Annotated in this window: 20 protein-coding genes and 1 tRNA gene; 11 read left to right on the forward strand and 10 right to left on the reverse strand. The window is 37.4% G+C overall.

From position 1 onward, the window contains the following. Window positions 1-176 precede the first annotated feature (176 nt). From ACSVH5_RS13155 to ACSVH5_RS13180, 6 genes are all read left to right on the forward strand, one after another. Window positions 177-1391 (forward strand): aminotransferase class V-fold PLP-dependent enzyme, encoded by a 1215-nt coding sequence (locus tag ACSVH5_RS13155; protein ID WP_438061869.1) that lies wholly within the window; start codon window positions 177-179, stop codon window positions 1389-1391. 10 nt (window positions 1392-1401) lie between these two features. Next, the gene (locus ACSVH5_RS13160) at window positions 1402-1830 is read left to right on the forward strand and encodes a hypothetical protein (protein WP_438061870.1); all 429 of its coding nucleotides are present in this window, start codon (window positions 1402-1404) and stop codon (window positions 1828-1830) included. Window positions 1831-1832: 2 nt separating this feature from the next. After that, window positions 1833-2252 (forward strand): SufE family protein, encoded by a 420-nt coding sequence (locus ACSVH5_RS13165; protein ID WP_342692643.1) that lies wholly within the window; start codon window positions 1833-1835, stop codon window positions 2250-2252. A 36-nt stretch (window positions 2253-2288) separates the two neighbouring features. Further along, window positions 2289-2702, forward strand: coding sequence for a GxxExxY protein (locus ACSVH5_RS13170; RefSeq protein WP_438061871.1), 414 nt, complete (start codon window positions 2289-2291; stop codon window positions 2700-2702). A gap of 111 nt (window positions 2703-2813) precedes the next feature. Next, window positions 2814-3137, forward strand: coding sequence for a DUF59 domain-containing protein (locus ACSVH5_RS13175; protein WP_438061872.1), 324 nt, complete (start codon window positions 2814-2816; stop codon window positions 3135-3137). 155 nt (window positions 3138-3292) lie between these two features. After that, window positions 3293-3802 carry a DUF2480 family protein gene (locus tag ACSVH5_RS13180; RefSeq protein WP_438061873.1) on the forward strand — a complete coding sequence of 170 codons (510 nt, stop codon included), beginning with the start codon at window positions 3293-3295 and terminating at the stop codon, window positions 3800-3802. 76 nt (window positions 3803-3878) lie between these two features. Here the strand turns inward: ACSVH5_RS13180 and hflX are convergent, their stop codons facing one another. The 7 genes from hflX to ACSVH5_RS13215 all read right to left on the reverse strand — a co-directional run bounded on the left by hflX (window position 3879) and on the right by ACSVH5_RS13215 (window position 14072). After that, the gene (hflX, locus tag ACSVH5_RS13185) at window positions 3879-5111 is read right to left on the reverse strand and encodes a GTPase HflX (protein WP_342692640.1); all 1233 of its coding nucleotides are present in this window, start codon (window positions 5109-5111) and stop codon (window positions 3879-3881) included. A gap of 328 nt (window positions 5112-5439) precedes the next feature. Then, window positions 5440-6303 carry a hypothetical protein gene (locus ACSVH5_RS13190; protein WP_438061874.1) on the reverse strand — a complete coding sequence of 288 codons (864 nt, stop codon included), beginning with the start codon at window positions 6301-6303 and terminating at the stop codon, window positions 5440-5442. 95 nt (window positions 6304-6398) lie between these two features. Beyond that, complete coding sequence (locus ACSVH5_RS13195; protein ID WP_438061875.1) at window positions 6399-6641, reverse strand: DUF5053 domain-containing protein; 243 nt, start codon at window positions 6639-6641, stop codon at window positions 6399-6401. 372 nt (window positions 6642-7013) lie between these two features. Then, complete coding sequence (locus ACSVH5_RS13200; RefSeq protein WP_438061876.1) at window positions 7014-8369, reverse strand: DUF5689 domain-containing protein; 1356 nt, start codon at window positions 8367-8369, stop codon at window positions 7014-7016. Between the two features lie 24 nt (window positions 8370-8393). Beyond that, window positions 8394-11231, reverse strand: coding sequence for a TonB-dependent receptor (locus tag ACSVH5_RS13205; RefSeq protein WP_438061877.1), 2838 nt, complete (start codon window positions 11229-11231; stop codon window positions 8394-8396). 501 nt (window positions 11232-11732) lie between these two features. Then, a complete protein-coding gene (locus ACSVH5_RS13210) occupies window positions 11733-12944 on the reverse strand; it encodes an MFS transporter (protein WP_438061878.1) in 1212 nt (403 codons plus the stop codon). 87 nt (window positions 12945-13031) lie between these two features. Then, complete coding sequence (locus tag ACSVH5_RS13215) at window positions 13032-14072, reverse strand: Gfo/Idh/MocA family oxidoreductase (RefSeq protein WP_438061879.1); 1041 nt, start codon at window positions 14070-14072, stop codon at window positions 13032-13034. A gap of 476 nt (window positions 14073-14548) precedes the next feature. Here ACSVH5_RS13215 and rseP point away from each other — a divergent pair, with 476 nt between their 5' ends. Together rseP and ACSVH5_RS13225 are read left to right on the forward strand one after the other, a co-directional pair. After that, window positions 14549-15892 (forward strand): RIP metalloprotease RseP, encoded by a 1344-nt coding sequence (gene rseP, locus ACSVH5_RS13220; protein ID WP_438061880.1) that lies wholly within the window; start codon window positions 14549-14551, stop codon window positions 15890-15892. A 133-nt stretch (window positions 15893-16025) separates the two neighbouring features. Continuing rightward, window positions 16026-16099: transfer RNA gene (locus ACSVH5_RS13225), tRNA-Asn, on the forward strand. A gap of 352 nt (window positions 16100-16451) precedes the next feature. On the opposite strand, the gene ACSVH5_RS13230 is transcribed toward ACSVH5_RS13225, so the two are convergent. Then, the gene (locus tag ACSVH5_RS13230) at window positions 16452-17432 is read right to left on the reverse strand and encodes an HNH endonuclease (RefSeq protein WP_438061881.1); all 981 of its coding nucleotides are present in this window, start codon (window positions 17430-17432) and stop codon (window positions 16452-16454) included. 322 nt (window positions 17433-17754) lie between these two features. On the opposite strand from ACSVH5_RS13230, the gene ACSVH5_RS13235 reads away from it, so the two are divergent. Further along, window positions 17755-18498 (forward strand): ZIP family metal transporter, encoded by a 744-nt coding sequence (locus ACSVH5_RS13235; RefSeq protein WP_438061882.1) that lies wholly within the window; start codon window positions 17755-17757, stop codon window positions 18496-18498. A 243-nt stretch (window positions 18499-18741) separates the two neighbouring features. On the opposite strand, the gene ACSVH5_RS13240 is transcribed toward ACSVH5_RS13235, so the two are convergent. Further along, the gene (locus tag ACSVH5_RS13240) at window positions 18742-21390 is read right to left on the reverse strand and encodes an MGH1-like glycoside hydrolase domain-containing protein (RefSeq protein WP_438061883.1); all 2649 of its coding nucleotides are present in this window, start codon (window positions 21388-21390) and stop codon (window positions 18742-18744) included. Window positions 21391-21654: 264 nt separating this feature from the next. On the opposite strand from ACSVH5_RS13240, the gene trpS reads away from it, so the two are divergent. Together trpS and ACSVH5_RS13250 are read left to right on the forward strand one after the other, a co-directional pair. Further along, a complete protein-coding gene (gene trpS, locus ACSVH5_RS13245) occupies window positions 21655-22635 on the forward strand; it encodes a tryptophan--tRNA ligase (RefSeq protein ID WP_438061884.1) in 981 nt (326 codons plus the stop codon). Window positions 22636-22944: 309 nt separating this feature from the next. After that, the gene (locus tag ACSVH5_RS13250) at window positions 22945-24084 is read left to right on the forward strand and encodes an ATP-binding protein (protein ID WP_438061885.1); all 1140 of its coding nucleotides are present in this window, start codon (window positions 22945-22947) and stop codon (window positions 24082-24084) included. On the opposite strand, the gene ACSVH5_RS13255 is transcribed toward ACSVH5_RS13250, so the two are convergent. Further along, window positions 24067-24360 carry a DUF1294 domain-containing protein gene (locus ACSVH5_RS13255; protein ID WP_438061886.1) on the reverse strand — a complete coding sequence of 98 codons (294 nt, stop codon included), beginning with the start codon at window positions 24358-24360 and terminating at the stop codon, window positions 24067-24069. The genes ACSVH5_RS13250 and ACSVH5_RS13255 overlap by 18 nt on opposite strands. Window positions 24361-24385 lie beyond the last annotated feature (25 nt).

The raw sequence follows: 24385 nt of genomic DNA on the forward strand, positions 1-24385 counted from the left end.
AGCAAAAAGTAGGAAACCTTGGTGTTTGGTTTTATTTTTTTCTTTTCTTGCTCAAACTAAGAATGGATTTTCAATAAATGTTGCCTATTTGGGTATCGAGTTTTATTAACAACTGTTTGCTAATAATTAGCTACAGTTTCACTACTTTTGTATTTAGAAAAATTCTAAATTAAGTCATGTTAGACCTTCAAAAAATAAGAGCCGATTTTCCGATACTTTCTCAAAAAGTAAATGGAAAACCTTTGGTGTATTTCGATAACGGAGCGACTTCGCAAAAGCCTCAAGTGGTGATTGATGCGATTGCAAAGTATTACCAAGAAATCAACGCCAACATTCATCGTGGCGTACATACCTTGAGCCAATTAGCGACAGATGCTTACGAAGTGTCTAGAGTGAAAATGCAACACCATATCAATGCCAAGCACGCGCACGAAGTATTGTTTACTTCAGGGACAACTCATGGTGTGAATTTAGTTGCGAATGGGTTTGCCTCTCTATTAAAATCAGGCGATGAGGTATTGGTGTCTGCTTTAGAGCATCATAGCAATATCGTGCCTTGGCAAATGCTTTGCGAACGTACAGGCGCTACGCTAAAAGTCATTCCGATGAACGAAAAAGGAGAGTTGATCTTGTCTGCATTTGATGAACTACTATCCGAAAAAACCAAAATCGTTACGGTAAATCATATCTCTAACGCTTTAGGAACAATTAATCCCATAAAATATATCATTGATAAAGCGCACGAATTTGGAGCAGTAGTTTTTATTGATGGAGCCCAAGCGGTACCCCATTTGAAACCCGATGTACAAGCGTTGGATTGTGATTTTTATGCTTTTTCAGGACATAAAATGTGTGGGCCAACAGGTACAGGAATTTTGTATGGAAAAGAAGCTTGGTTGAATAAATTGCCACCCTATCAAGGTGGAGGTGAAATGATCAAAGAGGTAACTTTTGAAAAAACCACTTATGCCGATTTGCCACATAAATTCGAAGCGGGAACGCCTAATATTGCTGGAGGAATTGTACTTGGAACCGCGGTAGATTATTTGAATGAAATAGGTTTCGAAAACATTCAAGCGCAAGAATTAGCCCTTTTAGAATACGGAACCCAACGTTTATCCGAAATAGAAGGCTTGCGTATTTATGGTACATCAGAAAATAAAACTTCGGTAATTTCATTTAATATTGATGGAATTCATCCGTATGATATTGGAACCATTATCGATAAATTAGGAATAGCCGTTCGAACAGGACACCATTGTGCCCAACCCATCATGAATTTCTTTGAAATTCCGGGAACGATTCGAGCGTCTTTTTCGTTTTATAACACCAAAGAAGAAATCGATAGCTTAGTTGAGGCTGTAAAAAAAGCCAAAATGATGCTGTCATAAACACCTAAAAATGATGAAGTGGATTAGTCAATTGATTTTTATTTTTGTTATCATGAGTAGTTGTAAAAGTCAAAAAATCAATGACTTTAGTACTTCATCCATCACGTATACTGCGCAATCTAGAGGAGTATATTTGAGTGTTTGGATGGAAAATCAAAAGGTTTGGGTCATCAAAGGTAGGAATGAAAAGCCCTATGAAGTTGTGCTGACAGCACAAGAAATGAAGGAGCTAGAAAGTACCTTTTCGGTATTGAGTTTAGAACAAATACCTTCCTTAAAAGCACCAACGGCAAAGCGATTGTATGATGGAGCAGCCATTGCCAACTTAACGATTATTGCAAGTGGAAAACCTTACACATCGAAAGGCTTTGACCACGGATTTCCTCCAAAAGACATAGAAAAAATAGTAACTTTATTAGTTTCATATAGCGAAAAATAAGCATGAGTATCAAAGAAATACAAGACGAAATTGTAGATGAATTTTCAATGTTCGACGACTGGATGCAGCGTTACGAATACATTATTGAGTTAGGAAAAAATTTACCTTTAATCGAGGAAGCTGCCAAAACCGATGATAATTTGATCAAAGGATGCCAGTCGAAAGTTTGGTTACAAGGCCAGCAAAAAGAGGATAAAATTGTATTCACTGCTGATAGTGATGCAATTTTGACCAAAGGGATAATCGCCATTTTAATACGCGCTTTCTCGAACCAAAAACCTGCTGATATCTTGAATGCCGATATGGATTTTATTGATGAAATTGGACTCAAAGAACATTTATCACCAACAAGAGCTAATGGTTTGGTGTCGATGATTAAAAACATCAAAATGTATGCTTTGGCGTTTGATGCTAAGAAATAATTAAAAACATATAAGCCATTAAAGTTTTTTTCCAAAATGAAAATAACAAGAACTTTTTTAAAAGAATTGGTGTATCAGGTAAATGGAGCAGCGATAGAAGTTCATAAAAGTTTAGGACCAGGCCTACTAGAAAACATTTATCATCAATGTATTAAAAAGGAATTAGAATTACGTAAAATAAATTATTCTTCTGAACTTCAAATTCCCTTAACATACAAAGGGTTTGAATTGGAATCAAAACTGAGATGTGATTTGTTTATTGAGAATTCCTTGGTAGTTGAATTGAAATCGGTAGTAGAAATTAATCCAATTTTTGATGCTCAACTACTTACCTATATGAATTTATTGAAGGCTCCAATGGGTTTGTTAATTAATTTTGGCGTTAAGAATATATACTATGAGGGACAAAAAACAATGGTAAATGAATATTATAGAGGACTTGATGATTAAATTAGTTCAGATTTAATTAGATAATATTTAAGTTTATTAAATGAACTTATATTCAGACTTTAGAAAATAAAAAAACTCATATGACTCATATGTTTTAATAAATTAAATAAAATGACAGAAGAAATAAACACTGAAGTATTAGGAGAAGCGATTGTAAATAAATTAAAAACGATTTACGATCCAGAGATTCCTGTAGACATTTACGAATTGGGATTGATTTATGATGTGATGGTCAATACCGATTATGAAGTAAAAATATTGATGACTTTAACTTCTCCAAATTGCCCAGTGGCCGAGAGTTTACCTAGAGAAGTGGCTGAAAAAATCAAATCGATTGAGCACGTAAAAGATGCCGATGTTGAAATCACTTTCGACCCACCTTGGAGCAAGGATTTAATGAGCGAAGAGGCCAAATTAGAATTGGGAATGCTTTAATTAAAAAGTGATCAGTGTTCAGTTTTATTGTATGCAGTTACCACTGACCACTAAAGACCGACCACTGATTACTAATTAAAAAGAAAGTGTTCAGTCTTTAGTAAACAGATGTAACTGACCACTAAGAACTGACCACTGACTACTAATTAAAAAACATGGACGAAATAGTAAATAAAGTAGCCAATAGTGCACTAAAAGTCTTCGATTTAGAAGATTATTATCCTAGCGGAATTCGAACACAAATCGATGTTTCGCAATGGTTGTTGGATGGTTTTGTATTAAAAGAAAAAGATTTTCGTGAGACTTTAAAATGCCATAATTGGTCGCAATACCAAGACCATTATGTCGCAGTGCATTGTAGTACCGATGCCATTATTCCGGCATGGGCACTTATTTTAGTGACCACATATCTCATTCCTTTTACCAAAAAAGTGGTGTTGGGTACCATCGAAGAATTGAATACCGCTTTGTACCAAGACATCCTCAATCAACTCGATTATTCTGAATATAAAGACCATCCTTTGATTATTAAAGGCTGTTCCAAAAAGCCCGTTCCAGAGAGTGCTTACATAGCCGCCATTCAAAAATTGCAACCTTTGGCCAAAAGCATTATGTATGGCGAGGCTTGTTCCGCAGTTCCTTTATTTAAAAAGAGTAAAGTTTAATGTTTTGAGTGTAGTAATCCATTTGCCTTAAAATACAATAAACGCCTTTTTGATAATTTTCAAAAAGGCGTTTTGTTTATTCTTTTTCTTCTTTCTCAATAGCATCCTTATAATCGGGATACAAGAATTTGTTGTAAGGGAAGCGCGTGATGTGAATTTGTCGCACGGCTTCGTAAACTCGTTCTCTAAATTCCTCGAAGTTTTCCTTGTGGGTAGCCGAGATGAACAAGGCATTTTCGTGACCCACACGACTCATCCAAGTTTGTTTCCACTCGTCGAGGGTAAAGTGACGCGGTGTTTTTTCGGTCATTAAATCGTCTTCGTCTATCGTTAAATGTTGGTAAGCATCAATTTTGTTGAACACCATTAGCGTAGGTTTGTCATTGGCTTTGATGTCTAATAAGGTTTGATTTACAGAGGCGATGTGGTCTTCAAAATCAGGGTGCGAGATATCAACAATGTGCAATAACAAATCGGCTTCGCGTACTTCGTCTAGCGTACTTTTGAACGAATCGACCAATTGTGTTGGTAATTTTCGGATGAATCCAACGGTGTCTGAAAGCAAGAAAGGCAAGTTTTTGATGACCACTTTTCGAACGGTAGTGTCTAGGGTGGCAAACAATTTATTTTCTACAAAAACATCGCTTTTACCCACCGCATTCATCAAGGTTGATTTACCAACATTGGTATATCCTACCAGCGCGACACGAACCATAGCGCCTCGATTGCTGCGCTGAATGCCCATTTGTTTGTCGATGGTTTTGATTTTGTCTTTTAGCAACGAGATACGATCACGAACAATACGTCGATCGGTTTCGATCTCGGTTTCTCCTGGACCACGCATCCCGATTCCACCTTTTTGTCGTTCTAAGTGTGTCCATAAACCCGAAAGACGTGGCAACAAATAGATGCATTGTGCCAATTCTACCTGCGTTCTGGCATAAGAAGTTTCGGCGCGTTGCGCAAAAATATCCAAGATTAAATTGGTACGGTCAAGGATTTTGCAGTCGATAATTTTAGAGATATTCTTTTGTTGTGAAGGCGTTAACTCGTCGTCAAAAATCAAGGTCGAAATGTCATTTTCTTTTACAAAAAGATGAATTTCGTCTATTTTACCTGTACCCAAAAACGTTTTGGGATTGGGTTTGTCCATTTTTTGCCAAAAGCGTTTTACTACTTGCCCACCAGCAGTAAAGGTCAAAAACTCTAATTCGTCAAGGTATTCACTCAGTTTCTCTTCACTTTGATTTTGAGTAACAATACCGACGATAGCCGTTTTTTCGAAATTTATTTTTTCTTTTTCTAACATAGCATCAAATAAGTCGCAAATTTAATCATTTGCTTTTAAGAAGGGGGCCACGAATGCACGAATTATTTCTTTAGGTATGTTTATGCAAAAAGAAAAGGGCCGCAGATTCGCAAATTTTATTTTATTGGATTCAAAAAAAAGGTAAGTCACGAATTATTTTTTAGGGATGGCTTAAAAATGAAACGGGCCGCAGATTCGCAAATTATTTGTATTAGATTCTAAAAAAAGGTAATCGACGATTGCTCGAATTCTATTTGTTGGATTTAAAAATAAAATACGAATTAATGCTTTAAAAATTCGAGAATTCGTGGCTTATATTGCAAAAAAATCACTCGTAAGTATAGGTTTTTACGGTTTTAATCATTCCGCTGTCTTCGATTAGGGAATAAGAGGCAGGATAATTTTGGGCATTGTATTTGAACGTTCCTGCTCGAACAATTGTGTTGGCAGTTGAGGTAAATTTTAGTTCGTTGTTTGGACTTATAAACGTGAATTCAAATTCCTCTTCTTGGAAGGAGACCAAAGGAACAATCACTTGGTAATTGGGACCAAAAATGTTTTTTACCATCAACAAATTAGCCGATTCTTTGTCATCATAACCAAAATACTTGATGGTTTTGTCGCCCAAAAGTCCGGTTTGTTTGGTTTGATTTTCTTTGTCGTAATAGAATTCGGTTTTGTGAATGATTTGTTTGTTTCGGTCACGAACGGAGCGGCGTACAACTTTTCCGTTTTCGACTACAAAATCGACTTCTTCCACAAAAAGTTGTTGGGTGGTACTTTTTTTGGTGACTTGCTTAATTCGAGAACCGTCATAGGTGTACGTTACGGTTTTGGTTATAAATTTACCGTCTTCGTCATATTTTTTGGTAAACAAAATCAAGCGGTCTTCAGCGTCATAACCGTAGCTAATTACTTCTTTCCAGTTGCTTCCGTTGCGGTCTTTTACAGTGTGATCGAGTAATCCTTTTTTGTTGTAAAAGAAACTTTGGGTCACATCCGAGGTTTTGATGGTGGTTAATTTTCCGTTGTCAAAAGCATAGGTTTTGTGAATCGCTTCACCACTTTTTAGGTTTCTAAAATTGGTCTTGACTACGGCAATTTGTTTTAATTGCAACGATTTGTCTAGGTTTTGACTTTGCAAGCCATACGAAAAAGCCATCAGAGCGAAGGCCGCGAAATAGGTTTTCATTTTTGTTTAGTATTGATTTGGGACCGCCAAAATACAAAAATGATTGTTAGTATACACGATTTAGAAAGTCATTTCTTTGTGGGTAAAAAAGAGTGCTATTCTAGACTTTCAGCAGCCTTTCTAATTCGTGCCGAAATATCAAACAAAGCATTTCGTAACATTTCTTTTTCTTCATCGGTAAATTCGCCGTGACCGCCGTTACCATCTCTACCATTGAGTTTGTTGTACATCCAAGAACTCGATTTACCAAAATAGGTTTTAGCAATATCTGCCCAAGATATATCCAAAATTATATCATCTAATTGCTGTCTTGCTGTTTTTTTGTCTGCTACTTTCATACGGTTATATTTTATGAAACTTAATTTTCAAATTAGCCGTCTAATAAATTGTAAAACAACTCTACTATTAAAACTCTTAACGTTTTAGAAGGATTATGTTTGGCATTTTTATAATTTCTAATACCGATTATGTATTCAATATAGTCCAATTAAAATTAGACTATTTTCATACTATATCGGCATTATACCTGAACTCTTTTGTATTAAAATGTATTTTTTAATTGGTATAATTTGCTCAATCAATTCCTTTTCTTGGTCGGTTAATTCCATTTTATTGGTTTGATTTTACTTTGTAAATGTACTGCGAATATTCGCAGTAAACAAAATTATTTATATTCTCCTAAGTTTGCTATTGGGTGATTTTATTATTCTTTACTTATCCCCAAAAATTTGTACATCATCCACCATAAAAGCACCATCTAATGCGGCATTTTTGCCCGAGCCAGTATAGCGAAAGGCAATGTTGACTTTGCCTTTGAACGCACTTAAATCTATGGCACCCGAGCCTATGAATTGGTACCAAGGAGTAGCCTGTTTGGGCACTATGGCTTGTAAGGGAGTCCATGTGGCGGAAGCTATGTTTACGCCATCAAAATTGGTGGAGATAAAAACGTCTAGGGTATTCAAAGGCGAATCGACATCGAGATGGTGTTGGGCGGAGCGGAAGGTCAAGATTTCATTGGTATAGGTATCAAGGTCAATTTTAGGCGAAATTAACCAAGCTACATTCGAAACTACTTTGGTTCCCGAAATCGCAAACTCGGCGTACCCATTGCCATTGTAAACCGTGCCTTTCCACACAGGAGTTCCTTTTTGGGCTAAGTTCGTCCAACCGGGTAAACTCAGATTGGTTTTATCGACTACTTTTTCAAAATCTTCTTTGAAGAAGGGTGTGATGCTAGCGCCTGTCAAGTTCACATCTTTTTCGGAACGGGCGATTAGTTGGTAGTCGGTGCCAAATTTGGTCAAAATGCCTTTGACTTTTCCGCTTCCTTTTGGGACTGTTTTGGTGGCGAAATTGGCAAAACTAGAGGTTCTAAAAATAACCTGATTCCCCAATTGGTCCATCAAATTCCAATTGGTGCCTCCACCAATATCTTCGCTTTCTTCATAGTATTTTCGCCCAACAGCATCTGATGTAAATTGTACGTTTTGCAATTCGACTAAAGTGTTCAAGTTGGCGTCATTCAATAATTCGGGAATGGTTAGGGCTTTGGTCAATTGCTTTTCCTCGATAATTGTGCAGGAGGGAAACAGTACTTTTTTATAATCGTTTTGAGAAAGTCTGCCCACGCCACCTTCGTTATAGGAATTGACATAAATTGACCCAATTCTGAGTCCGCCGAAATTGATGTCGGTATATTGATTTTTGAGTTGAAGATAGACTTTATTCCCCAATCGAAAATCGATGTACAAATTAGTAGCATCGATAGGCACACTAAAACCAATGGCTGGCGAGGTAGGCGTGGCCAAGGTTTGAAAACTAATGGTTTTGAAAAAATTCCCGCCTTCGTCACTTGAAACCACATAGGCTTCGATGATATCTTCAAAAGGATATTGCGCTACAATTGCATTAGCGTTGGCTTTCACCTGAGCCGCGGTTTGGTTGACTTTTAAATCGGGTTGGGTGCATTCTAATTTTGGAATGTCAAAATCTTCTTGAGCACAATTCGTCAAGAAGAAGGAAAAGACAAAGAGGAAGGATAGAGAAGAAATATAGCGCTTCATATTTTTGCATTTTAATGAGGTTGATTATAAATTCAGATATAAGGAGACAAAATAATTGCGGCCATAGCCTTGGAAATATTTGTTACCAAAGTTGGGTGTCCCGCTTGAGACATCTTGGTTGCGTTGTCGAAAATTGGCGTTTCGGGCTTGTTCGTAACCACCTGTTTGGTAATGGGTGTCCAATAGATTAGTAACACTCATAAACAATCCAAGAGTTTTCCCTTTGATTCTCCACGTTTTTCCACCTGTGAGATTGAGCAGAAGGACAGGGTCTAATTTTTCTTGGCGCAGTAATTCCTTGGCTCGTGCTTCGGTGGCTTCAGGAAAAGGAAAACCGTTGGCTGGATTTTTGAAAAAAATAGCTGTTCTAGCAATGGGGGAAACGGAGATATAAGATTCGGTAATGTAATTTACATTGGTACCAATCCACCAATAATGAGGATTGCGATATTCTAATCCCACACTATAGGCCTGTTGAGGTAAGCCAGCTTGATGGTAATTTTTGAGGATGGCTTTTCCAAAATCAAAAACAGGATTTGAGTTGTCTAGTGATGCTTGGGCATCATTCGTTATGGTAACGTTGGGGTTGCTGGCATAAGTGTAGCGTCCGTAAGCGGCAGCTAAAGTTGTTTTGAGTGTGGCACTAATGGGATATTCAATACTTAGTTCTGCGCCATAATTTTGCTTGTCGAGGTGGGTAAGCGTTTGCCCCACAAAAGCATCGGTATTGGTGTAACCCGCTCCGTCGTCGAAAATACCTTCGGCGTAGAAAAAAGAATTCTCGGTGGTGTTTTTTAGGTAAGAATAATAGGCAGTCGCTCTTACTTTTAGGATTGGCGTTCGATACAAATAGCTTGCTTCGATGCTGCTATGGGTTTCATTGGTAAGACCGTTCACAAGGCTATTGTTCAAACGGGCATTGGGAAAACTGTTTTGAATGGTAGGGGCTCTACTTAGGTGCGCGGCGTGAAATAAAACAGCTTGTTTTCCAGAAATAGAATAGGTTATTCCTGTCTTGAAACCAAAATTCTCGAAGTTGATTGTGTTGCTTTTGCCCAAAGAATTGTTCTCATAGAGTCCGTTTTTGTACAAACCTTCACGCTGATAGTTGGTCATTGAAAATTCTTGTCCAAGGTAAAAATGCAGCTTTCGGAATCGGAATTGAAACTGCGTAAAGGCTTGAATTACTTGTGCTCTTATGAAATAGTTATAGCCATAGGTATCGCCTTCAACTACTTGTCGGTTGGGATGATTCAAATCGGATTGGGCTTGATTGCCGTTATAAAACGCATCGATGTCTTCAAAATAGCTGCCGCCCAAAAGGTCAATTACTTTTTGATAGTATTGTGTTTTTGAGCTTTTGAAATTCGCGCCAGCCGTTAAGGCAACAGCTTCTGAAAGTTGAGAATTCAAAAGCGTATTCGCTGCAAGGACGGTTTCGTCGGCTCGGTCTTCATAGAGGATGTAGTTGCTTTTGGAAGGTTCGTAGCCAATGATGGTTCCATTCGAGTTTAAAATCGGTTGTTGATTGGCTTGGTAAAGTGCCGACCAATTGATTTGTGGATTTTCTAAAAAGGCCAATCGACTTTTTTCGGCATTCTCTTCATCGGGAATGAAGGCTCCTGAAAATTCGCCATTGTCTTTTTCGTACAACGAACTGTAATAGCTTGGCATTTTGCGATAATAGGTCGGGTCGGGATTGTTGGCATTTTGAAAATCGATAGCGCTATTACTGATGTTCCCCCACTGATAAAGCACTCCGGATTGTAAGTTTGTTTTGTGGTTGATTTTGAAATAATGGTTGAGAAGGAGCAGCGGTTCTTCTACAGTTTTGATTCTAGCGTTTCGTTGTTTGCCGTTTTGAAAACCCCAATAGGAATTGTATCGCGAACCCATTAGGGTAAAAACTTCGGCGGTATTGGGTGCGGTTTTGGCTCTTGAGTTGGGCGTATAGATACCCGTAAAGTTGAGCGAATGTTGTTCACCGAATTGTTTTTCGACGCTGATGAAAGCCGAGTTGCCGTCAAAATGCGTACCTTCGAAATACGGATTTTCGCCGATTCGTTTCCCAGCCGAAACTACGAATGCCCAGCCTTTTTTGTTTACTCCAGAAGCATAGTTTGCCATCGCTCGCCAGTTGTAGGTGGTATTGGTTCCAGCAAAAGAAATTCGGGAACCCGATCGATAACTAGAAGCTCTGGTGCTGATTTGCTGTGCGCCTAAAAGTCCGCCGAAACTGTACTCGAAAGCGGCAGTGCCAATGACGATTTCTTGATTGCGCAGCACATCGTTGATGCCGCCCCAATCGCCCCATTGCGGACGACCATCGTATACTTTGTTTAATGTCAGTCCATTTATGAGTAAAGTGGCATTTTCGGCATCGAGTCCTCGAATCCTAAAACGGGTTTGTCCCCATTGAAAAGCGGCGGCTTGCTGAAACACATCTCGAGAGGCTTGTAATAACGGTGCAGTACTTTCCGAACCATTAAAATCATCATTCAATTGCTCTTCGGATAGGGCGATGGTGGCGCTTTGTATTTCGGCCATTGGATCTGTGGAGAGTGGAATAGTCCCTAAATCGGTGATGGTTTTGGGCGCTACGGTAACGGCTAGTAATTGGTCTTTGTAGCCTTGACTGTGAAGCAGTACATAATAGGCGTTGGGCGGTAACTGGTCGAAAAGCACGGTACCAGAAGCGGAGGTAAGTTGTAAAAAGCTAGTGTTTTGGATACTAACTACCACTGAGGGCAGTGCTTTTTGGGATTGGGCTTCGATTACTTTGAGGGTAAAACCAGCAGTGTTTTGTGCATAATTTTTTGGAATGAATAATAGGCAACCAAGAACAGATAACTTTTTTATCATAGGCGTTTATTTAAAAAAGCAACTGCTTTATTGGAGGTTTTTGTGATTGAAACCTCCAACAAAACAGCTGAGTGGAGTGTAACACTCCCATTCATTAATAAAACGTTTTTGGAAATTTGAGTTTTAGGCTCAAATGCATTACTGCTATAAAGTGGTATTTAGCAAATGAAATTTATGTAAAATACTGACCAACAAGGTGTCAGTTGCATAAAAGTAATAAAAAAACTATTAAGTTTTACATTAGAAAAAACTTTTTTTAATTTACTTGACTATCCGTTTCTTGTATCAATACTAAAAAGGAACGCGGATGACGCAGATTTAAACGGATTTTTCAAATATAAATCAGTGAAATTCCGTACCATCCTTATTCCTTTGCTGGCAAACATTGCGGACAGATTCTGCTAGACCTGACAGGTTTCAAAAACCAGTCAAGTCTAGAAAAAAAGATATAGCGGACAGGACGACTCGTCTGGAAAAGCAGGATCGTGTGCTCCTTTAATATTAATCAGCAATTTTTATTTTAGACACCATAAAGGCGATTATAAACCCGAAAACACCTATGAAAGCGAAAGAAAATTGGAGTCCGAAAGCTTCAGCAATATGACCAATCAAAGGGGGGCCTATTAAAAAACCAAGAAAACTGACACTAGAAACAGTAGTTAGCGCTTCGCTGGTGGGAATGGTAGGATGTTTTCCTGCTAGGCTCAACATAGTGGGTATGATGGTAGAAACTCCTAATCCCACAACCATAAATGCTAAGGTTGCTGGTATAAGATAGGGAAAAATTACCGCAGTGAGAAGTCCAATGGAAATCATGCAACCACTAATTTGCATGACTTTCTTCCGTCCCCATTTTTGGGTCAGGCGATCGCCAAAAAAGCGCCCAGTTGCCATCATAATCATAAAGGAAGTATAGCCTAATACACTTAAGGAGCCTTTGACATGAATACTATCTTTGAAATATATACCGCTCCAATCGAACATAACACCTTCGCTGGCCATGCTACAAAATCCGATGATTCCTAGCCAGAATAAAGTTGTATCCATTTTGAAAAATGCTTTTTTCTTAGTTGGCGCTTGGCTTTCTTTGGCATTGATTAAAAAGGTGTAATTGGTTGCCACCAGAATAAGCACGACAATTCCAATACTAACAAAATGAGTATAGGTTGCAATAGTAAGTCCTAATAGCACCAATCCGATTAAGGCTCCTGTAAATCCAGCAATACTCCACATTCCATGAAAAGAGAGCATAATGTTGCGTTTGAATAAGCCTTCCGTATAAACGCCTTGAGTGTTGACGGAGATATTGGTTAAATTGGCGGTTACTCCCATGAGATATAAGCCTAAAGCTAATTGCCAAGCCGTTTGTGCCAAGCCTAAATTAGTCATACAAAAAGTATAAAGTAGTAGCGCTACTGGCAGTGTTTTGTTGCTCCCAAAACGGGTCACAAATTTGGCCGAGAAAAGCATCATTGATAATTGACCCAGTGGAAGGGCAAATAAAATGGTGCCTAATTCACCTTCGGTTAGGTTCAAATCGGATTTGATGGTGGGTATGCGACTCGCCCAAGTTGAGAACGTTAGTCCCATTCCAAAATAAAACAATGCTACCGCCCAACGAATACGATTAAGGTAGGATTGTTTTACTTCGCTATACGCTTTTTTGTATTTTCCTTTTTTCTTGAGTCGCTCTAAAAAATTAAAATAAATCAAAATAATTGATTTTTAAGGTTTTACAATCAAATTTAGAAAAGGTTTTCAATTAAAATGTAAAAACCATCAAAAACTATCCAAAAGCATTTATAAATTAATTCTTCTTTGCTGTTGATGACTTTGAATCGCTGCTTCTATGATTTGCATTACCTGAACACCTTCTGTAGCGGAAACGGGGACTTTTTTTCCGTGGAGAATGGCTTGGTACATTCCTTCAAAAAAAGCATAGTAATTGCCTTGTTCTGTGGGCACGAATTCTTTGATTATTGTTCCGTTGCTTTCGGTGTGAAGCAGTCCTTTTAGGTGTTCGGGTTCGGTGCCCCAATCTGTGGTGTTGGGTTTTTTACCTAATTTTAATTCGTCTTCTTGCACATCACCACGAGCTTTCAAAAACGAACCTTTTTTGCCGTGAAGGGTATACGATGGATGTGGTTCGCGCACAAAAAAACCAGCTTTGAGTCGGACTCTTAAGTCGGGATAAAATAACGTAATATCGATCCAATCGTCTACTAAAGAGTGGGATCTAGTAATCCGAATGTCTGCGTTTACGGCTTCTGGAAAACCAAACAAGCACAAGGCTTGATCGATGATGTGAGGCCCTAAATCTTTCAGAATTCCTGCACCAGCATTTTGGGTTTCTTTGTGGACTTTTGGACTCAAATTAGGATTGTATCGGTCAAAATGAATCTCGGCTTCTACAATATCGCCAAGGATGTTGTCTTGCAGAACTTTTTGAACGGTTTTGAAGTCGCTGTCCCATCTTCGGTTTTGAAAAACGGCCAATTGCAGTCCTTTTTCATTGGCCAAAGCGGCTAGTTCTTGGGCTTCGGCAACAGTGGTGGTGAAGGCTTTTTCTACGATGGCGTGTTTTCCGGCGAGCAAGACTTGTTTGGCGTATTCAAAATGCGTTCCCACAGGCGTATTCACAATTACCAAATCGCAATCGTCTTGGAGTAAAGCTTCTAAAGTGGCGTAGCTTTTTACTTCAGGGAAATCCGTTTGTATGAGCTTTTTGCTTCGTTCCCAAGCTCCCGTTATTTCAAAACCAGGATGTAAATCAAGAAAAGGAGCGTGAAATACTTTGCCTGACATTCCGTAGGAGAGTAGTGCCGTTTTAATTTTTTGCATAGTGAAGATGGATTGAAAGATTGAAAAAAATACTTCCTTTGGCAAATTTACATAGAATTATGGGGCGAGTCTCTTTTTGTCTTGATTTTGGGCAAATTTTGACAGTCGGTTTTAGAATTTGCTTTCATGAAATTTGAAAATCCAAGTAAAGCCTCTTAATTTTTTATTGGTATAAAATTCAATTAAAAACATGTTCTTTAGTGCAATTTCCTTTCAGGCACTTAAAATGTATACCGCAAATTCACAAATTATTGGATGCTTTTAAGTCTGTAATTTGCGAATTTGCGGTTTTTTTTATGTTTCAAAGGTGCAGTCTTAAGTCTATCAACCAAAACTATTGACTATAAATCCATAGAGGTTTATTTCAAGGAGCGGATCAAATTAACAAACTTTTAAAACCGTATGTAGTATATTGCGCCATCAAATTAAAATAGAAACGCTACTTTTGTGCGTTATTTAAGAACTAAAAGTAAACAATGGAAATCGTTATCAAGTTTGCTCAATTTTTATTGAGTTTGTCCTTATTAATTATTCTACACGAATTGGGACATTTTATTCCTGCCAAAGCATTTAAAACGAGAGTAGAAAAATTCTACTTGTTTTTTGACCTTAAGTTTTCATTACTCAAAAAGAAAATTGGCGAAACCGAATACGGTATTGGTTGGTTGCCTCTTGGGGGGTATGTAAAAATCTCTGGGATGATTGACGAGAGTATGGATAAGGAACAAATGGCCTTGCCTCCACAGCCTTGGGAATTCCGCTCCAAACCCGCTTGGCAACGTTTGATTATTATGTTGGGTGGTGTTACAGTAAACTTCATTTTGGCTTTCATTATCTATATAGGAATGGCTTTTGCTTATGGTGATGCTTTTGTGGCTATGGCCGATATGAAAGACGGATTATTGATAGAAAATCCGGTGATGAACAAAATCGGTTTCCAAACGGGAGATAAAATCCTTGCAGTTGATGGCGAAAAAATCGAAAAATACGACAACGAAATCAATATGAAATTGATTATGGGGAAACAAGTCCAAATCGAAAGAAATGGCGCTACTCAAACCATACAAATGCCTGTTGATTTAGTGGACCAATTGTCAAAATTAGAAAAAGGACCTTTAGTGAATATCCGTATGCCGTTTGCCGTTACCGCTATTCCTGAAGAGTCCCTAAATAAACAATTACAGCCCAAAGACGTAATGGTTTCCTTGAATGGACAACCTGCCAAATATTACGACCAAGTAACCGCTATCTTAAAAGCCAACAAAGGCAAAACCCTTCCAGCCGTTGTCATTCGAAACGAAAAAGAAGTGCCTGTACAAGTAATCGTGAACCAAGAGGCGAAATTGGGCATACAAGTGGGCGCTTTGGGATTAGAATCGTTAGAGAAATTAGGTTACTATAAAATCAGCAAACAAGAATACGGTTTCTTCGAATCGATTCCTGTGGGAATTGAAAGAGGGAAAGACCAATTGTTAGGCTACGGCAAACAATTGAAAATGATTTTCAATCCAGAAACCAAGGCGTACAAACAAGTGGGTGGATTTGCGGCTATTTTTAATATTTTCCCTAGTTCTTGGAGCTGGGAAGTATTCTGGAACATCACTGCTTTGTTGTCAATTATGTTGGGGGTAATGAATTTATTGCCAATTCCAGCCTTAGATGGTGGACACGTCATGTTTTTATTGTACGAAATCATTAGCGGCAAAAAACCAAGTGACAAATTCCTAGAGAATGCTCAAATGGTTGGTTTTGTTTTACTTATCTCGTTGCTTTTATTTGCTAATGGAAACGACATTTACAAAGCGATTGTAGGCAGGTAAAAAAAATCAAAAAAAATTTATTTTTTGTTTGCAAAACTTGAAATTAGGTGTATCTTTGCAACCGCTTTGACAAACAAACAATGTCAGTCAGAGCCACCAAAAACGTTCCTACTACGCATTATAATACACAGTTTCCTCCTTAGCTCAGTTGGTTAGAGCATCTGACTGTTAATCAGAGGGTCCTTGGTTCGAGCCCAAGAGGGGGAGCTTTATTAGAAAAAGTCTTTACATTTTTGTAAGGACTTTTTTTTTGAATAAATTTTTCGGACTTGGTTCGAGTCCGCCGCGGCGGAGGAGCTTTATTAGAAAAAGTCTTTACATTTTTGTAAGGACTTTTTTTTTGAATAAATTTTTCGGACTTGGTTCGAGTCCGCCGCGGCGGAGGAGCTTTAATAGAAAAAGTCTTTACATTTTTGTAAGGACTTTTTTTTTGAATAAATTTTTCGGACTTGGTTCGAGTCCGCCGCGGATGAGGAGCTTAAAAGCCTGACAGCAATGTCGGGCTTTTTTTCTGGAATACACTTTTGGGTTTAGCGTAGGTAAAATAGTTGGTAACAAATTATAGAACAAATACTTCTTTTTTGTGCCAAATTAAATTTTCGGGAGAAGGATAATTTTTTTTGTTTTCTGGTAATATAATTCTACGTCCCGCAAATTGTGATATTGAGAAGGGTGTTTCATTTTCTCTAATCACTGGTGAAATTCTAACGATGTAATCTTCGTTGATAGTTAGTAATCCTCTATCGTAGGCTCTATGTAAATTTGGTGAAAGTGCAATGCCATTTGAAACCGTATCATCATTAGAAATACTAAAGGGTATAATGTGACAAGCATCAATCATTTGAGCGTTTGTATTTGATTCTATTCTCATTCCAGAAATACAGCATTGGTTTAGATAAATCTTAGGAACTTCCCGTTTAAAGATGCTTCCTCTTATAAATCGTTCTTCCTCAATTTCATGTTCCGTTAAATCTTCTGCAATATGATTCATCAAGGTTTGGTATTCTTCTTTGGTGTCGTTTAGAATTTGGTTTTTGATAGTTGTTTCTATGTCGTATTGAACGATTGTCCCAAATTGAAAATTAACCCCTGTTTCTGGGAAATAGTAATTTAACAACATATTTTCCATTTCAACTCTAGTAGTTGGATTTAAAAACAATTCAAATAAATCCTTATCTATTTCTGCAAAAGCTATTCGGTTTTTAAGCTTGCCAAGACTGCTGATTTTTTCTTTATGGTCAATCACTCCATTGATATAAACCAATCTCCAAAAAGGTTCTGAATTCAGATGAAAAAAAGGTAGTGAAAAGTTTGGGGTGTGATTAGTGGTTACTAATGTATTCCAGTTGTTTTTGAATGCAATTACTAGTTCACCAGTAATATAAATTCTATTGGATTGTATTTCGCCTTTTTGGATTAATTGTAGAATTGACAATAACAAAATAGGTTTATGAGGTGCTTTCCCTAGTATTTTGTTTGATGCTCGATTAAGAGATTGAAACTGTTTTGTGTACTTCAGGATAAGCTCTTTAGAAACCATATAAATCAAAGTTTTAGTAAAGCTAGTAATTTTATTATTATAAAAGTTTAAGTAGAAAGATAATGCTATTTAGGATTAAAAGATTTAATAAAATAAATTCAAGTACAAGTAAATGCTGTAAAGAATTTATAAGATTACTGTTTTTTGATAGTGGTACACAACAAAAAAAGCCAACAACCTTTCTTATCATTCTTTATTTTTTGAAACAAAACCCATTGAAAAGTAACCTTAAACACAAGAGAAAGCGAATAAAACCCCTGTATTTTTGTGTTTTTAGTAAAAAATAAGTTAAATTTACTTCAAACATTTAAAATTTAAGACTATGTTACAAGTTTTTCTCTATGGCTTTATGGCAACCTCTTCCTTGATATTGGGAGGTCTTTTTGTTTCTTGGTTTAAAATAGGTAAAAAAGCATTAGGGCTCATTATGGGTTTTGGTGCCGGTGCTTTAATTTCAGCCGTGTCTTATGAACTTACTTATGATTCGGTTAAGCTTGGTATTGGGACTTGGTACCCTTTACTAGGGTTTTTTACCGGTGCTTATGTGTATTATGGAAGTGATTATTTATTAGACAAATTCATGGATGCTCGAAATAGATCTAAGGGAACAACGAATTCCTTTGGGTTGTTAATCCCCATGCTTTTGGCCATAGTGCTTGATGGAGTTCCTGAATCTATAGTTTTAGGATTAGGAATGTCAGAAGGCGAGGGGCTGAGTTGGGCAATGTTGGCCGCTATTTTTATTTCCAATCTACCCGAATCTATTGCTGCTTCTACTGGAATGAAAGAATCAGGTACTAAGGCCTCAACTATTTTCTTAGTATGGTTGGGTATGGCTATTTTATTTTCATTGATTACCATTTTTGGAAGCACTTTTTTTGCCGATACTTCCAAAGAACATTTGTCATTCATCCAAGCCTTTGCTGCTGGAGCGATCTTGACCATGTTGGCCAATTCTATGATGCCCGAATCGTTTAAAGAGGGAGGAAAACAAACAGGGATAGCAACCGTTACAGGTTTCGCTATTTCGGTTATGATTATTGTTTTAGAAATGAAAAGTAACTAATCGAAGTTTTTTGGGTACCAAATTTCAATTAAGACGATGTACTTTAGTGCATTTTCTTTTTAGGTTCTAAAAATGTTTCCCGCAAATTCACAAATTATAGGTTACTTTTAAGTCTGTAATTTGCGAATTTGCGGTTTTTTTATTTGTTCAAAAACAGTTGTTGCTATTTTCAGGGTACAACAAAAGTGACCGTCTCCTATTCGGTTGCGGACGCCTTTCTTGTTGTAGATAAATAAGGAACCATCATTCTTTAGGTTGATGTAAATGATGAATAATTTCAGCAATCAACCCCGTCCATCCGGTTTGATGGTTGGCGCCCAATCCTTTTCCGGTATCGCCGTCAAAATATTCAAAAAACAGATGATTTTGATTGAAATTGGGATCTTTTTGAAATTTTTCATAAGGGCCATACATCGGAATGTGTTGGTCTTTGTTGGGTAAAAATAAAGCAAGCAAACGATCGGCAACTCCTTCAGCGGCCTCTTTAATATTCATCATCACTCCCGAATTGGTTGGAAACTCTACTTTATAATCGTTTCCATAATAGTTGCAGAATTTCTCGAGTGAATCCAAAATCAAATAGTTCATTGGGAACCAAATCGGGCCACGCCAATTCGAATTTCCTCCAAACATATCGCCTGTGGCCTCCGCTGGAGTATAATCAACTTGTACAGTTCCGCCATCAAAAACAAAACGATACGGATGTTCTTTGTGATATTTAGACAAAGAACGCACTCCATAATCCGATAAAAATTCCGATTCATCGAACATACGTTTCATAATCATCTTCATGCGGTGTCCACGAAGAATAGACAATAACTTGCTCTCTCCTTTTCCGGGATTGTACCAACTTGACACTAAGGCAGCCAAATCTGGTCGGTTTGAAATAACCCATTCTACCCTACGTTTGAAATCGGGTAATTGATCTAATAATTCTGGGGTTAAAACTTCAACAGCAAAAAGCGGAATCAATCCCACCATCGAACGCACTTTAAGCAATTCGGCTTCGCCATTTTCCTTATGCAACATATCATAATAAAACTGATCGTCTTCGTCCCAAAGATTCAATTTGTCTCCACCAATGGCTTGCATAGCACCAGCAATATGCAAAAAGTGTTCAAAAAACTTAGAAGCCATATCTTGATACACCGGATTTTCAATCGCAATTTCGCAAGCAATTCGCAACATATTCAGGCTATACATTGCCATCCAACCCGTTCCATCGGCTTGTTCTAAATGACCACCCGTTGGTAAAGCTGCCGAACGGTCGAAAACACCAATATTATCCATTCCAAGGAATCCGCCTCCAAAAATATTGTTTCCACCTTCGTCTTTCAGGTTCACCCACCAAGTGAAATTGAGTAATAATTTATGGAAAATGCGTTCCAAGAAAACACGGTCGCCTTTACCACCATTCATTTCTTTGTCAATTTCATATACTTTCCAGGTTGCCCAAGCGTGTACCGGAGGATTCACATCCGAAAACGACCACTCATAGGCAGGAATTTGCCCGTTGGGATGCATATAATATTCTCTCAAAATAACCGATAATTGACGTTTGGCAAAATCGGGATCCAATCGTGCCAAAGGCAAAGTATGAAAGGCCAAATCCCAAGCGGCAAACCAAGGATATTCCCATTTATCGGGCATGGACAAAATATTGGAAGTGTACAAATGTTTCCAAGAACTATTTCTTCCATTACTTCTATTCGCATCGGGTTTAGGCATCGAAGGATCGCCTTTGATCCATTCATACACATTGTAATAATACCATTGTTTGGTCCACAACATTCCAGCATAAGCTTGACGTTGTACCGATTTCAAATGTTGCTCTTTGATGTTTTTTTGCAAACTATCATAAAACAAATCGGCTTCCTTAAGACGTTGCGCATAAATAGCATCAAAATCCTCAAAAGGTGCTCTTGGCGTTTGATTGGTAAAACGCAATCGGATCACTTTTTTCCCTTTCGCAGGAATGAGTTGTTCGTATTTAGCAGAAGCTTTAGTTCCTATTTTATTCGGATTTACTGCATCTTTTCTCTTATTTATGATATAATCGTTGATTCCGTCTTTGGTATACTTGGTTAAATTTTCCGAATGGTATAAGCGCTGAAAATTGGTTTCGTTTTCACAAAAAAGCAGTTCATCAGCATTTTCTGCATACAAAGTATAATGACCAACCAAACGATGATTGACTTCGATTACTGACTTTCCGTTGCCTACCAAAGAAGGCTTGTGCTTGTAATTATCATAGCCCCAGCACCAAGTATTTCGGAACCAAATAGTAGGTAAAACCGTAATGGGAGCCGCCACATCCGATTGATTTTCGATAGTAATTTGAATCAAAATATCTTGCTGATCGGCTTTGGCATATTCAATGCTAATATCAAAATACGCGTCTTTATCAAAAATGCCCGTATCCAAAAGTTCATACTCAGGTTGCTGACGATTGCGCTTTTTAGATTCTTTGACTAATTTTTCATATGGAAATGCCGCCTGTGGATACTTGTAAAGCATTTTTTGGTAAGAATGCGTTGGCGTAGCATCTTGGTAATAATAAATTTCTTTGACATCTTCTCCGTGGTTGGACTCGTTTCCTGTAAGACCAAAAAAACGTTCCTTAAGAATTTTGTCGTGATGGTTCCAAAATGCCAAAGCAAAACAAATGTGTTGTTTATTGTCTGAAATGCCTCCTATTCCTTCTTCACCCCATCGATACGCTTTGGAACGCGCCATATCGTGAGTAATGCTATTCCAAGCATCTCCATTGGCAGAATAGTCTTCTCTAACGGTTCCCCATTGTCTTTCGGTTAAATAGGGGCCCCATTTTTTCCAGCCTTTATTGTCTTTTCTTTCGAGTAATCGGGCTCTTTCTGCGTCTATCTCTGTCATAAGCTCATTCTTTTTTTTGTCGTTTGCAATTTATAGAAATACAGTCGAATAAAGGGGAAAAAATCCGTAAAAATCCAAATTCAATCCTATCCTATTGATTTTTTTTCGAAGTGTAAAATACTAAATCTCTAAATTCTGGTCTTTTGAAAAGGTTTTCTGAGAAAAAAACAAAGCCTTTTGAGTACTATACCCATAAAATTTTAACCAAAAATGATGGGAAAGCGGGCAAACTTTGCGACATTTGTGCTTCAGAAAAAAACAACAATGGCAAAAATATTAACCGGAATTCAAAGTACAGGAACTCCGCATCTAGGCAATTTATTAGGCGCAATTATTCCTGCAATAGCGTTATCGAATGATCCAAAAAATGAATCATTCCTTTTTATCGCCGATTTGCATTCGATTACACAAATCAAAAATGGTGAAACCTTAAGAAACAATACTTACAGTACCGCAGCAGCATGGCTTGCCTTTGGTATCGATGTCAATAAAGTCATTTTTTATCGCCAATCCGATGTACCTCAAACGGCAGAATTGTCATGGTATCTGAGCTGTTTTTTCCCTTTTCAACGTTTGACTTTGGCACATTCTTTCAAAGACAAATCCGATCGTTTAGAGGATGTCAATGCTGGATTGTTTTCGTATCCAATGTTAATGGCAGCCGATATTTTATTGTATGATGCCGAATTTGTACCCGTAGGAAAAGACCAGTTGCAACACCTCGAAATCACTCGTGATGTCGCTTCTCGTTTCAATCACCAAATGGGAGAAACCTTTGTACTACCCGAAGCCAAAATCCAAGAAGACAGTATGCTGATTCCTGGTACCAATGGCGGAAAAATGAGTAAATCAGCCAATAATGTGATCAACATTTTCTTGGATGACAAAGCGTTGCGCAAGCAAATTATGAGCATCGAAACCGATAGTACTCCGTTGGAAGATCCAAAAAATCCTGATACTTGTAACGCTTTTGCTATCTATAAATTATTAGCCAATGAAGAGCAAATTGCCAAGATGAGAGCCAATTATTTGGGAGGCAATTATGGTTATGGTCACGCCAAACAAGCCTTGTTTGAACTGATTATAGAAAAATTCAAAACCGAAAGAGAACGTTACAATTATTACATCAATAACCTGACCGAAGTAGACGCCTTATTGAAACAAGGTGCCGAAAAAGCTGCAACCATCGCCAATGGCGTTTTGGATCGCGTACGCTTAAAATTAGGTTTCGAGTCATTACAGTAAAAGTTACTACGAATAAATGATCAAAAGGAATATTCCGAAATGGGATATTCCTTTTTTGTTTCAAATACGTTTTGAAAGTAAGCCCAAACCATAAGCTGATTTCGTTACTTAACCTCTTTTCCATATAAAAAAACAAGCAACACATTTCAATAATTGGCTACAAATAAACTAGTGCTACACTTCTCAATAGACCTAATTAATGTAAATTGAGTCAACTAACTGACTGAATTTACATTAATTCCGTCAGTTAGTTGACTGAATTTACATTTTTTGAGTATATTTGTATCTAAATTTAAAAATTTGCAGGCTATGGATTTTTTAGAAAGAGGCATAGATGTATTGTTTGCTAAAAGAGTATTACCCAACAAAGTACTTATTTTATTGGGCGCAAGGCGTGTAGGTAAAACAGCGTTTATCAAAAATTATCTTTCACAGCTCCCAAAACAAGAATATTTACAATTGAACGGCGAAGATATTCAGGATGCAAATTTGTTAAAAGAGCGTTCCGTAAGCAATTATCGTCGACTTCTAGCAAACACGAAATTATTAGTTATTGACGAAGCGCAAAACATCCCCGACATTGGTTTGATTCTGAAATTAATTGTGGATTCTATTGAGGATATTAAAATCATTGCCACAGGATCATCGGTTTTTGATTTGTCTAATAAATTAGGAGAACCTTTGGTGGGAAGAAAAAATACGATTTACTTATTTCCACTGGCTCAGATGGAATTTTCCAACTATGAAAATTTCAAGGAAACCACTCAAAAACTGGAAGAACGATTGCTTTTTGGCTCCTATCCTGAACTTGAACAATACCCAGATTGGAACGACAAAATCAACTACTTGAAAGAAATACTCAATTCCTATTTATTGAAGGATATTTTGGTGTATGAAGGTATCAAACATTCTAACAAAATTTTAGAGGTTTTAAAACTGATTGCCTTTCAAGTAGGACAAGAAGTTTCACTGCAAGAATTAGCCAGACAATTAGGTATTTCTAAAAATACGGTAGAAAGTTATTTAGATTTACTTTCCAAGGTGTTTGTTATTTATAAAGTACCTGGTTTTAGCAGAAATTTGCGAAAGGAAATTACCAAATCCAATAGGTGGTATTTTTATGATAATGGAATTCGCAATGCTATTATTTCCAATTTTAATCGATTAGACAATCGCACCGATGTTGGTGCATTATGGGAAAATTATTTGGCTTCGGAACGTATAAAACACCAAAATTATACTCAAAAAGTAGTAACCAATTATTTTTGGCGTACGTATGACCAACAAGAATTAGATTGGTTGGAAGAAGAAAATGGCCAGCTACGAGGCTACGAATTCAAATGGAATGAAAATAGAAAAGCGAAAGTCCCCACGGCTTTTGCAAAAGCCTATCCTGAAGCTAGTTTTGAAGTAATCAATAAACAGAATTATTTAGATTTTATAGTCTGATGAAACAAAACAAATGGCCAAAATTTGCAATATCATTATCAACCAAAACTTCAAAAGATAACTAGTTTTACTTGTTTTATGTCTGAACAAAAGCATCGCTAATCCACTACCAACAGTTCCTCCGAAGAACACGAAGGTTAAAAGTGTAGTTTCGGAGATTCTTTGTTTATGACTTTTTGCTTGCTGTTTATCAACAACAGTCAACAGAAAACCGATGACGTTCAGAATCAAAAAATAATACAATAAAATATCCATTGCGATACATTTACGCTCCAAAGATATTATTTTAGCTGTCCGAAAA

The sequence above is a fragment of the Flavobacterium sp. RSSA_27 genome (assembly GCF_051547125.1).
Classification (GTDB): domain Bacteria; phylum Bacteroidota; class Bacteroidia; order Flavobacteriales; family Flavobacteriaceae; genus Flavobacterium.

What these genes read in the sequence shown, in the direction of transcription:
- ACSVH5_RS13240 (WP_438061883.1), bottom strand. Translation starts at nt 21,390, where the DNA reads ATGACAGAGATAGACGCAGAAAGAGCCCGATTACTCGAAAGAAAAGAC.
- ACSVH5_RS13250 (WP_438061885.1), top strand. Translation starts at nt 22,945, where the DNA reads ATGGATTTTTTAGAAAGAGGCATAGATGTATTGTTTGCTAAAAGAGTA.
- ACSVH5_RS13190 (WP_438061874.1), bottom strand. Translation starts at nt 6,303, where the DNA reads ATGAAAACCTATTTCGCGGCCTTCGCTCTGATGGCTTTTTCGTATGGC.
- ACSVH5_RS13170 (WP_438061871.1), top strand. Translation starts at nt 2,289, where the DNA reads ATGAAAATAACAAGAACTTTTTTAAAAGAATTGGTGTATCAGGTAAAT.
- ACSVH5_RS13205 (WP_438061877.1), bottom strand. Translation starts at nt 11,231, where the DNA reads ATGATAAAAAAGTTATCTGTTCTTGGTTGCCTATTATTCATTCCAAAA.
- ACSVH5_RS13160 (WP_438061870.1), top strand. Translation starts at nt 1,402, where the DNA reads ATGATGAAGTGGATTAGTCAATTGATTTTTATTTTTGTTATCATGAGT.
- hflX (WP_342692640.1), bottom strand. Translation starts at nt 5,111, where the DNA reads ATGTTAGAAAAAGAAAAAATAAATTTCGAAAAAACGGCTATCGTCGGT.
- ACSVH5_RS13175 (WP_438061872.1), top strand. Translation starts at nt 2,814, where the DNA reads ATGACAGAAGAAATAAACACTGAAGTATTAGGAGAAGCGATTGTAAAT.
- ACSVH5_RS13180 (WP_438061873.1), top strand. Translation starts at nt 3,293, where the DNA reads ATGGACGAAATAGTAAATAAAGTAGCCAATAGTGCACTAAAAGTCTTC.
- ACSVH5_RS13155 (WP_438061869.1), top strand. Translation starts at nt 177, where the DNA reads ATGTTAGACCTTCAAAAAATAAGAGCCGATTTTCCGATACTTTCTCAA.
- ACSVH5_RS13195 (WP_438061875.1), bottom strand. Translation starts at nt 6,641, where the DNA reads ATGAAAGTAGCAGACAAAAAAACAGCAAGACAGCAATTAGATGATATA.
- ACSVH5_RS13165 (WP_342692643.1), top strand. Translation starts at nt 1,833, where the DNA reads ATGAGTATCAAAGAAATACAAGACGAAATTGTAGATGAATTTTCAATG.
- ACSVH5_RS13215 (WP_438061879.1), bottom strand. Translation starts at nt 14,072, where the DNA reads ATGCAAAAAATTAAAACGGCACTACTCTCCTACGGAATGTCAGGCAAA.
- ACSVH5_RS13200 (WP_438061876.1), bottom strand. Translation starts at nt 8,369, where the DNA reads ATGAAGCGCTATATTTCTTCTCTATCCTTCCTCTTTGTCTTTTCCTTC.
- ACSVH5_RS13230 (WP_438061881.1), bottom strand. Translation starts at nt 17,432, where the DNA reads ATGGTTTCTAAAGAGCTTATCCTGAAGTACACAAAACAGTTTCAATCT.
- rseP (WP_438061880.1), top strand. Translation starts at nt 14,549, where the DNA reads ATGGAAATCGTTATCAAGTTTGCTCAATTTTTATTGAGTTTGTCCTTA.
- ACSVH5_RS13235 (WP_438061882.1), top strand. Translation starts at nt 17,755, where the DNA reads ATGTTACAAGTTTTTCTCTATGGCTTTATGGCAACCTCTTCCTTGATA.
- trpS (WP_438061884.1), top strand. Translation starts at nt 21,655, where the DNA reads ATGGCAAAAATATTAACCGGAATTCAAAGTACAGGAACTCCGCATCTA.